Raw genomic sequence first — 9,271 nt, forward strand, 5'->3', positions numbered from 1 at the left:
AAARTTGTAGGAAAATATTAAATTTTTAAATAAAAGACATAATTAATTAAAATTATAATTTGCTATTAGTATTTTTTTAAAAATATTTACAATTATTTTAATAGGTTATGCAAGAAGTCTAATGATAAATTACCAAGCATTGAAATGCATCGTGATTTAACATTAGATTTTCAAATTCGTCATTTTGTGGCCTTAGGTGTAGACGACATTATTGTATCAACGCAGTTTTTAAATGATGAAGAATTTGCAACTTTACAAAACATTAATTTACATTTAATTACATTAAGTTTAAAAACAGATAGGGGAGTGCCCCCTACTGAAAAGGGAATACTTCTTGACCAAACAATTCATTTTGTTCGCCCAGATTTAGCGGAGTACATGATTCGTAGTACATTTGCTTGGATTAAATATCAAGATTGTGATTTGCCTGCCCGTCCCTTCAATGGTAAATATTTTGAAAAAGGTGATGTTGTTATTTTAAATAATAAGGCACAAAATTATAAAGGTGAAGTTCAAATTATTACAAAACGGATGATAAACGATGGTATTCGTAACTTTGTTGGTCAATTAGACGAAAATGAACAAAAAATTGTTGATTGTTTATTACCAAATCAAGAATTTAGATTTAATTTAAGTTAAAAAAGTTGTAGTTAAAACCTATGACTTTTTTATTTTGAGGGATATAATTAAAAAATAAAAAATAATATTGCAATATTAAATAAATAGTTATTAATTTATTAACTCTTATTATTTTAAAGAAAGGAGTTATTAAGTTATGAAAAAAATATTAAGTTTATTAGGAGCAATAATAATGTTTAATAATGGTGCTTCTCTTGTTACAGCTAATAAGGTACAAGAGCCTTGACAAAATAATAATAGCCAGCAAAAAGATAAAACTTACTTAATTGAATATGAAGTGTTTTGAAATAAAGCATTAAAAGTAGCGAAAATTAACTATAAAACAGAAAAAGTTAATTTAACAGCGTTAGGAATTAATAATTTAAATGAGTTAAAAACATTTTCTGTCGTTTGTTTGCCTGACTTTGAAATAACAGTTAATGATAATAAGATTGATAATCCAAATTATTTTGCACTATTTATTCCTACAAGTGATTTAAAAGTACTTACGAATGAATTTGATTGGGTAATGTTAGATAATAAAAATGATTTTAGAACAACTATTAATAAGGAATGATATTCAGGTTATTTTTATATGAAGGGAGTTGTTTGAATGGATATCAACACTGCAATTTTATACTTAAAATTATTTTATAGTTTTGAGATTACAGAAGAATCACCTTCATCTTCTAATTACATTAATCTAAGGATAAAATCAGGTTCAACATTACAAGTGATAAGAAAATAATGAAAGATTAAAAAAAGAAATAAGTTTGAAAGTTCAATTTATTTCTTTTTATTTAATTATTTTTAAAAATGTAAGTAATTCCAAATTAAATCTTGGTATTATCTTTATAATTATGTTAAAATCTAATAAATTAAGGAGGAAAAGTAATTAATGTCATTTACTGTAATAAAACACCCGTTAATTTTGGATAAATTAACAAGAATGCGCAAAAAGGAGAGTAATTCAAAGGTCTTTAAAGAAAATTTAGATGAAATTGCGCAATTAATGGCGTATGAAATATTTCGAAATATTGAATTAAATGAATTTGAAATTGAAACACCAGTAGCAAAAACAAAGGGATATAAAATTGCAAATGATATTGTTTTATTTCCAATTTTAAGAGCAGGCTTGGGGATGGTCGATGGAATTATTAATTTAGTCCCAAACGCTAAAATTGGACATATTGGATTATACCGAGATGAAAAAACCTTAGAACCACATGAATATTTTGCCAAAAAACCAGAAAATATTAATAAAGCAAATGTTTTAGTTTTAGATCCAATGTTAGCGACAGGGGGCAGTGCTAATGTGGCAATTCAAAAAGTTAAAGAATGAGGAGCAACTAATATTAAATTAGTATGTTTGGTAGCTGCACCTGAAGGAAAAAAATGTATTGAAGAGCATCATCCAGATGTTGATATTTATGTTGCTGCATTAGACCAACGTTTAGATGAGCATGGTTATATTATTCCTGGTCTAGGTGATGCTGGAGACCGTATTTTTGGAACTAAATAAAAAAAATAAATTAAATTGAAAAAACCATTTTAAAGGTATAAAATATAAACTGTCAATAATAAGTTTAATAATGTTTTTGGGAATACTAATAGTATTGACGATGATATATTTGACATTAAAACGAGATTGAACTTTATACACAGGATTAGTTTTGGGATATTTGTTTTCTCTTATAGGTTTCTTAATCATTTGTTTTTCTGGATGATTGTTAAGTATAAGTTTAAATAAGTACTTTTTTATCTTATTGTACCTAGTTCGCTTAGTGATTTATGCTATACCTATAGTTATTTATGCTGAGAATACTAGTTTTTTTAGTATCTACACAATAATTGTTGGAATTAGTTTATGTCCATTTTCATCATTATTTGCAAATGTTAAATTTCCCATTCATCAACGCAGAAAGGAAAAGAAAAATGGCAATGAATAGTAACTTTGGTCAATTTCTTGCAATGGATTTAATCCCTGATCCAAATAAAAGTGGAATGGATGCATGAAGTTATACAATTTTATTACCGCAATTAGTAACGATAGTTATTACTACCTTTATTATTATGCTTTTATCAATAGATTATTATAAACGCTTAAAAAAACTTGGTCCAACCGATATTCCAACTGGTTTAGTACTTTTTGCTGAAATTACAATTAAGTGAGTTGAAAAACAAGTTGTTGATTTGATGGGACCAAAATATAAATTTTTAACAGTTTATGTTATATACTTATTATTGTATATTGGGATTGGAAATTTAATGAGTGTTGTTGGGTTTGAATCACTTGCAACAGCTTATACTGTCCCATTATCAATGGGATTGGTTACCTTTTTTGGAATATATTATTTTGGGATTAAATATCAAAAACTAGTATATTTTAAAAAGTTTTTTGTCAATCCATTAGAATTATTAACCCAATTTGTTCCTTTGATCTCAATTTCATTTCGTTTATTTGGAAACATTTTGGGAGGAACAGTTATTATTACCTTGTTTACAGTTTTAATGAGCTTTATTTGAGGACAGATTCCTTATATTGGGCCTGTTGATTTATTAGCTGGTGTATTTTTACCTTTTTTAAGTATTTATTTTGATGTTTTTGATGGTTTAATTCAAGCATATATTTTTGCAATTTTAACAATTGCCTATTGGGCAATGGAAATGAAAACAGAAACCAAAGATAAAAACGAAAAGATAATTAAGTTAAAAAAAGAACAAAAAATTAAAAATGTTAATTTAAATGGCTAAAAAAGGATTAAAATAAAATTATATATTTGTTAAGGAAGAGGAGAATTATAATATGATAAATTTTATGACAATAGATTTGCTATCGAATATGATGACAATATGATTTATGGCCGGAATTAATGATGGTTTTACAAAGGGAATGTCATTATTGGGTGCAGGATTAGCTGCCATTGGTTGTTGTGGTTCAGGAATTGGACAAGGGTATACTGGTGGAAAAGCTGTTGAAGCAATTGCTCGAAACCCAGAAGTTGAAAGTAAAGTTAGAACACAATATATTATTGCTGCTGCGATTACTGAATCAGGGTCAATTTATGCATTAGTTATTGCGATTATTTTAGCATTTGTTACTGGTTAATGAAAAGTAAAAAGTTGGAAAGAAAAAAGGCTTAGATATCTATGACAATGTGATTAATGTCAAAACCAATTGAACCAGCAGAAATTATTAATCAATTATTTCCTAATCTATGGGTTTTTATTGCGCATGTTATTGCGACGATTATTTTATTAATTTTATTATCAAAATGAGTTTATAATCCATTTCGAAAAGCAATGCGGGCTCGTCGCAATAAAATTCGAGAATTAATTCAAGATGCTGCTGAAAAACAAGCAAAAGCAACAATTGATCAAAAAGAAGCATCGAAATTGTTAACAACAGCGAAGGTAGAAGCAAATAGTATTATTGTTGCGGCTCGAACTGAAGCAGAGGCAAAACGTCATCAAGTTTTAGAAACAGCAAAAGCTGAAGTTATGCAATTAAATGAACAGGCCCATAAAGAAATTCAAAAAGAAAAAGAGCAATATTATGATGATATTCGAAAATCAATTATTAATGTTGCTTTTAATGCAGCTGAGCAGTTATTAAGCAAAGAAATTAATAAAGAAAAAAATGAAAAATTGGTAGAAGAGTTTATCAAAGAATTAGAGTAGTAAGTTATGTTAGTTAGTGAAAAATTTATTGATAATTATGCAGCTGCTTTAATGGACTTGGCGCTTGAAACAAAAAAAATTGATCATTTTTTAGAAGTTAGTAATATAATCGTAGATTTATTTAAACAAGAACCAGATTATATTAAGTTAATGATGAATGCTGATATTGCAAAAGAAGAACGAAAGAACATTTTAGCAAAACCATTTCAAAAAGTTATTGATCCGTTAATTTTAAATGCCCTTTTTTTATTAATTGATCGTGAAGCTTTTTGTTATGTTAGAAGAATTTTTAAAAGTTTAAGAAAATTAATAAATATTAGTTATGATGTTCAATATGGAAATATTTATTCAACTCAACCATTAACAAGAAAACAAATTACAACAATTGAAACAAAATTAAGTAAAAAATTTGGCTATCATATTGAGTTAGTTAACAAAATTGATCCATCTTTATTAGGCGGAGTTCGGATTAAAATTAAGCACGAAATTATTGATGGTTCAATTGCAGGACAATTAGAAACAATGCGACAAAAAGCAATATATAATAAATAGAAGATGGGGTGAAAAAGTGGCTTTAAATGTAAATGAGATTTCCGAAATAATTAAAAAACAGATTAAAGAATATGGTAAAAAAATTGAAATTCATGAAGAAGGAACTGTTGTGACAGTTGGTGATGGAATTGCTTTAATTGATGGTCTTGACAATGCAATGATGAGTGAATTGCTAATTTTTCCGAATGAAATTTATGGAATGGTATTAAACTTAGAAGAAGGCGCTGTTGGGGCCGTTTTAATGGGTGACGATACAACAATCCGTGAAGGTGATCAAGTTCGTCGATCAGGAAAAATTGTTGAAACGCCAGTTGGTGATGCGTTGTTAGGCCGTGTTGTTAATGCATTAGGACAACCAATTGATGGGAAAGGACCATTAAAAGCAACAAAAACACGTCCTGTGGAACGAATTGCACCTGGTGTTATGACTAGAAAATCAGTTGATGAACCAATGGAAACGGGAATTATGACAATTGATGCGATGATTCCCATTGGGAAAGGACAACGAGAATTAATTATAGGTGATCGCCAGACAGGAAAAACAGCAATCGGAATTGATACCATCTTAAATCAAAAAGGGAAAAATGTAAAATGTATTTATGTTGCAATTGGGCAAAAAGCATCAACTGTTGCACAAATTGTCGAAAAATTACGAGCTGCTGGTGCATTAGAATATACAGCAGTTGTTTCAGCCACAGCAAGTGAATTAGCGCCATTACAATACTTAGCACCATATACTGGTGTTACTATTGGTGAAGAATGGATGGAATCTGGTGAAAATGTCATTATTATTTATGATGATCTTTCAAAACATGCTGTTGCTTATCGAACAATGGCACTATTATTACACCGTCCACCTGGTCGTGAAGCATATCCTGGTGATGTTTTTTATTTACATAGTCGGTTATTAGAACGTGCCGCGCGAGTAACAAAAGAATATGGAGGCGGAAGTATTACTGCTTTGCCAATTATTGAAACACAAGCGGGTGATATTTCAGCATATATTCCAACTAATGTTATTTCAATTACTGATGGGCAAATTTTCTTAAATAATGATCAGTTTAATGCTGGAATTCATCCTGCGGTTGATGCGGGATTATCGGTGTCACGAGTAGGGTCAACAGCACAAATTAAAGCAATGAAACAAGTTGCTGGTTCATTAAAATTAGAATTAGCACAATATCGTGAACTACAAGCCTTTGCTCAATTTGGTTCTGATTTGGATGATGCGACAAAAGAAGTATTAGAACATGGAAAACGAGTAATTGAAATTTTAAAACAAAAACAATATTCACCGTTTTCACAAATTGACCAAGCAATCATTTTATTAGCAGTTAAGAAAAAAAGAATTCGTTGAATTCCAGTTGATAAAATTCAAGAATTTAAAGAAGAAATAATTGAATATTTTAATACAAAAGCAAAAAAATACTATACTGAATTAGCAAAGGCCAAAGCCTATAGCGATACCTTAATGACTAATATTGATAATGAAATTATTAATATTGTTAAAAAAATTACCAATAAAATTGCTGATTATAAACCAGAAATGTTTGGACAAATTGAAGAGTGGAAAAAATTAGGACAATAAAGGTTAAAAGGACAAAATGGCAGTCGGAACAGATTTAAAAAAACAAATTACTTCAATTACTTCAACATCTAAAATAACACAAGCAATGAAATTGGTAGCGACAGCAAAATTAAAAAAAGTTGGTAAACGAATTTCTAATTCAAAACCATATTTTGCTGAAGTTTATACTGTTTTTAATGATATCATTAGTAAAGCAGATGATTCAATTTATCAAAAAAAAGATGGCATAAAAGATAGTAAACGTACTTGTTGAATCATTGTTAATTCAAATTTAGGTTTATGTGGTGGTTATAATATTAATATTAATAAGTTGGTGTTACAACAATTACGAAAAAGTGATTGTATTATTGCAATTGGTTCTAAAGCAGAAATATTTTATGCCCATAAAGGTTATGAAATTATGCAAAAAAGAAAAGATATTGATATTAATTTTTCTTATGATGATGCACGTGAGTTTGCACAAGAAATTTTATCTGGTTTTAATGGAAATACTTATGATGAAATTAAAATTGCTTATACAAAATTTATTAATAATGTAACTTTTGAACCAACAATTTTACAATTGTTACCAATTATTAAGGTAACACAACATGAAGAACCAAAACACATTAATGTTATTACCGAATTTGAACCAGATCCAGCAACGATTTTAGAAAATGCGGTGCCAATGTATTTAAATACCATTTTATTTTCATCAATCGTTGAATCACAGGTTTCAGAACAAGCATCACGGCGAGTAGCAATGGAAAATGCAACAGATAATGCAAATGCAATGTTAGAAAAATTATCGTTATTATATAACCGTAAGCGTCAAGCAGCAATTACACAGGAAATTACAGAAATTGTTGCTGGGGCTGGTGCGCAAGAAAATTAAGAGGTGGTTAAAAAATGGAGAAAAATGGAAAAGTAGTACAGGTGTTAGGACCTGTTGTTGATGTACGGTTTACGGAAGAATATTTGCCTGAATTATATAATGCTATTACGGTTAATAATAATGGTACAAAGTTAGTTTTAGAAGTTGTTCAACATATTGGTGATGACACCGTACGGGCAATTGCCTTAGGACCAACAGAAGGAATGGTTAGGGGAATGGATGTGATTGATACAAAAGCGCCAATTACAGTTCCAGTTGGTGAAGAGGTTTTAGGGCGTATGTTTAATGTTCTTGGAGAAGCAATTGATGAAAAACCACAGCCAAAGACAAAGACAATGCGTCCAATTCACCGTGAAGCACCATCATATGAAGAACAACAAACAACAGCTGCAATTTTAGAAACAGGCATTAAAGTTGTTGATTTATTAGTTCCCTTTGCAAAGGGGGAAAAAATTGGTTTGTTTGGTGGTGCTGGAGTAGGAAAAACAGTACTAGTACAAGAGTTAATTAATAATGTGGCAAAAGCACATGGAGGAATTTCTGTCTTTGCTGGTGTTGGTGAACGAACACGAGAAGGTAATGATTTATATTATGAAATGATTGAAGCTGGTGTTATTGATAAAACAGCTTTGGTTTTTGGGCAAATGAATGAAACACCAGGAGCTCGTATGCGAGTTTCTTTAACTGGATTAACAATTGCTGAATATTTCCGTGATGATAAAAACCAAGATGTTTTATTATTTATTGATAATATTTTCCGTTTTACCCAAGCTGGTTCTGAAGTATCAGCCTTATTAGGACGGATGCCATCAGCAGTTGGTTATCAACCGACATTAGCAACCGAAATGGGAGCATTACAAGAACGAATTACTTCAACAAAAAAAGGAAGTATTACTTCTGTCCAAGCAGTATATGTGCCAGCGGATGATTTAACTGATCCAGCTCCTGCAACAACATTTGCTCATTTAGACGCTAAGGTTGTCTTAGACCGTGAAATTGCAGCATTAGGAATTTATCCAGCAGTTGATCCATTAGGAAGTTCGTCTCGATTATTAGACCCATTAGTGGTTGGTGAAGAACATTATGAAGTAGCACGAGGAATACAAGAAATCTTCCAAAAGTTTAAAGAATTACAATCAATTATCGCCATTTTAGGGATGGATGAATTATCAGATGAAGATAAATTAGTTGTTGCAAGAGCACGAAAAATTCGTAACTTTTTATCACAACCATTTTTTGTAGCTGAAAAGTTTTCTGGAAAAACAGGGAAATATGTCCCTGTAGTAGAAACAATTCGTGCTTTTAGAGAAATCTTAGCAGGAAAATATGATGATGTACCAGAACAAGCATTCTTATATGTTGGAACAATTGATGAGGTTGTTAAAGCCGCCGAAGCTTTAAAACATAATTAAAATGGCGAATCAAATTAGTTTAAAAATTATTACACCACAGGGTATCATTGTTAATCGCTTAGTTGATATTATAACAGTGAAAACAATTACGGGATATATGGGTATTTTGTATGGTCATATTCCTCTTGTTTCAACAATTGTTCCATCTGAAATGACATACAAAGTTAATAATAAAGAATATAAATTAAGTATTGCTGGTGGAATTTTGCAAGTTGAACAAGAATTTGTTAAAATTCTTGCTGATGAAGTTGAACCTATTAGTTAGATACGAAAATAGAAATCTCTTTTTTGAGATTTTTTGTTTTAATTTTCTTTTATGCAAATTGTAATTTCAAACACTCTTTTCCCAAAGCTCTTATTAATAAAATAATAACATCATTTAAAATAAATGCAACTATTTTCTTTAATTTTGTCGAAAACTCTTGATGAAATAAAAAAAGGTCGTATAAATTATTTAAGGGTCTTAAATTAATATCTTAGAAATTGTGGAATAATATACCACTTACTTATTTAGATTGTATTACTTTTAATTTTAATGTCAATTTT

At 29.6% G+C, this 9,271-nt stretch carries 12 protein-coding genes; all 12 read left to right on the plus strand.

All coding sequences use genetic code 4. The features are described 5' to 3' along the window. Positions 1-105: 105 nt before the first annotated feature. The 12 genes from EHV01_RS01530 to EHV01_RS01585 all read left to right on the plus strand — a co-directional run bounded on the left by EHV01_RS01530 (position 106) and on the right by EHV01_RS01585 (position 8,990). Positions 106-639: a phospho-sugar glycosidase domain-containing protein gene (locus EHV01_RS01530; RefSeq protein ID WP_422065913.1), complete on the plus strand. Its 534-nt coding sequence runs from the start codon at positions 106-108 to the stop codon at positions 637-639. A 136-nt stretch (positions 640-775) separates the two neighbouring features. Next, on the plus strand, positions 776-1,366 hold the full coding sequence (locus EHV01_RS01535) for a hypothetical protein (RefSeq protein ID WP_422065909.1): 591 nt from the start codon (positions 776-778) through the stop codon (positions 1,364-1,366). 150 nt (positions 1,367-1,516) lie between these two features. Beyond that, entirely contained in the window at positions 1,517-2,140 is a 624-nt protein-coding gene (upp, locus tag EHV01_RS01540) for a uracil phosphoribosyltransferase (protein WP_338990135.1), read from the plus strand. Continuing rightward, the gene (locus tag EHV01_RS01545) at positions 2,109-2,567 is read left to right on the plus strand and encodes an MG406 family protein (protein WP_415745654.1); all 459 of its coding nucleotides are present in this window, start codon (positions 2,109-2,111) and stop codon (positions 2,565-2,567) included. The genes upp and EHV01_RS01545 overlap by 32 nt, the downstream gene beginning before the upstream one ends. Next, a complete protein-coding gene (locus EHV01_RS01550; RefSeq protein ID WP_400248659.1) occupies positions 2,554-3,372 on the plus strand; it encodes a F0F1 ATP synthase subunit A in 819 nt (272 codons plus the stop codon). The genes EHV01_RS01545 and EHV01_RS01550 overlap by 14 nt, the downstream gene beginning before the upstream one ends. 52 nt (positions 3,373-3,424) lie before the next feature. Next, a complete protein-coding gene (gene atpE / locus EHV01_RS01555) occupies positions 3,425-3,727 on the plus strand; it encodes an ATP synthase F0 subunit C (RefSeq protein WP_004028354.1) in 303 nt (100 codons plus the stop codon). 41 nt (positions 3,728-3,768) lie between these two features. Then, a complete protein-coding gene (gene atpF / locus EHV01_RS01560; RefSeq protein ID WP_241568627.1) occupies positions 3,769-4,299 on the plus strand; it encodes a F0F1 ATP synthase subunit B in 531 nt (176 codons plus the stop codon). A gap of 6 nt (positions 4,300-4,305) precedes the next feature. Then, the gene (locus tag EHV01_RS01565; protein ID WP_348735607.1) at positions 4,306-4,851 is read left to right on the plus strand and encodes a F0F1 ATP synthase subunit delta; all 546 of its coding nucleotides are present in this window, start codon (positions 4,306-4,308) and stop codon (positions 4,849-4,851) included. A 16-nt stretch (positions 4,852-4,867) separates the two neighbouring features. Beyond that, positions 4,868-6,439 carry a F0F1 ATP synthase subunit alpha gene (gene atpA, locus EHV01_RS01570; protein WP_422065910.1) on the plus strand — a complete coding sequence of 524 codons (1,572 nt, stop codon included), beginning with the start codon at positions 4,868-4,870 and terminating at the stop codon, positions 6,437-6,439. 16 nt (positions 6,440-6,455) lie between these two features. Further along, positions 6,456-7,313 carry an ATP synthase F1 subunit gamma gene (gene atpG / locus EHV01_RS01575; protein ID WP_422065911.1) on the plus strand — a complete coding sequence of 286 codons (858 nt, stop codon included), beginning with the start codon at positions 6,456-6,458 and terminating at the stop codon, positions 7,311-7,313. 14 nt (positions 7,314-7,327) lie between these two features. Beyond that, positions 7,328-8,725 carry a F0F1 ATP synthase subunit beta gene (gene atpD, locus EHV01_RS01580; protein WP_422065912.1) on the plus strand — a complete coding sequence of 466 codons (1,398 nt, stop codon included), beginning with the start codon at positions 7,328-7,330 and terminating at the stop codon, positions 8,723-8,725. Between the two features lies 1 nt (position 8,726). Further along, positions 8,727-8,990, plus strand: coding sequence for a FoF1 ATP synthase subunit delta/epsilon (locus EHV01_RS01585; RefSeq protein ID WP_353486540.1), 264 nt, complete (start codon positions 8,727-8,729; stop codon positions 8,988-8,990). Positions 8,991-9,271: the final 281 nt, after the last annotated feature.

This window comes from Spiroplasma sp. hy2, from assembly GCF_044714365.1.
Lineage (GTDB): Bacteria > Bacillota_I > Bacilli_A > Mycoplasmatales > Mycoplasmataceae > Spiroplasma > Spiroplasma phoeniceum.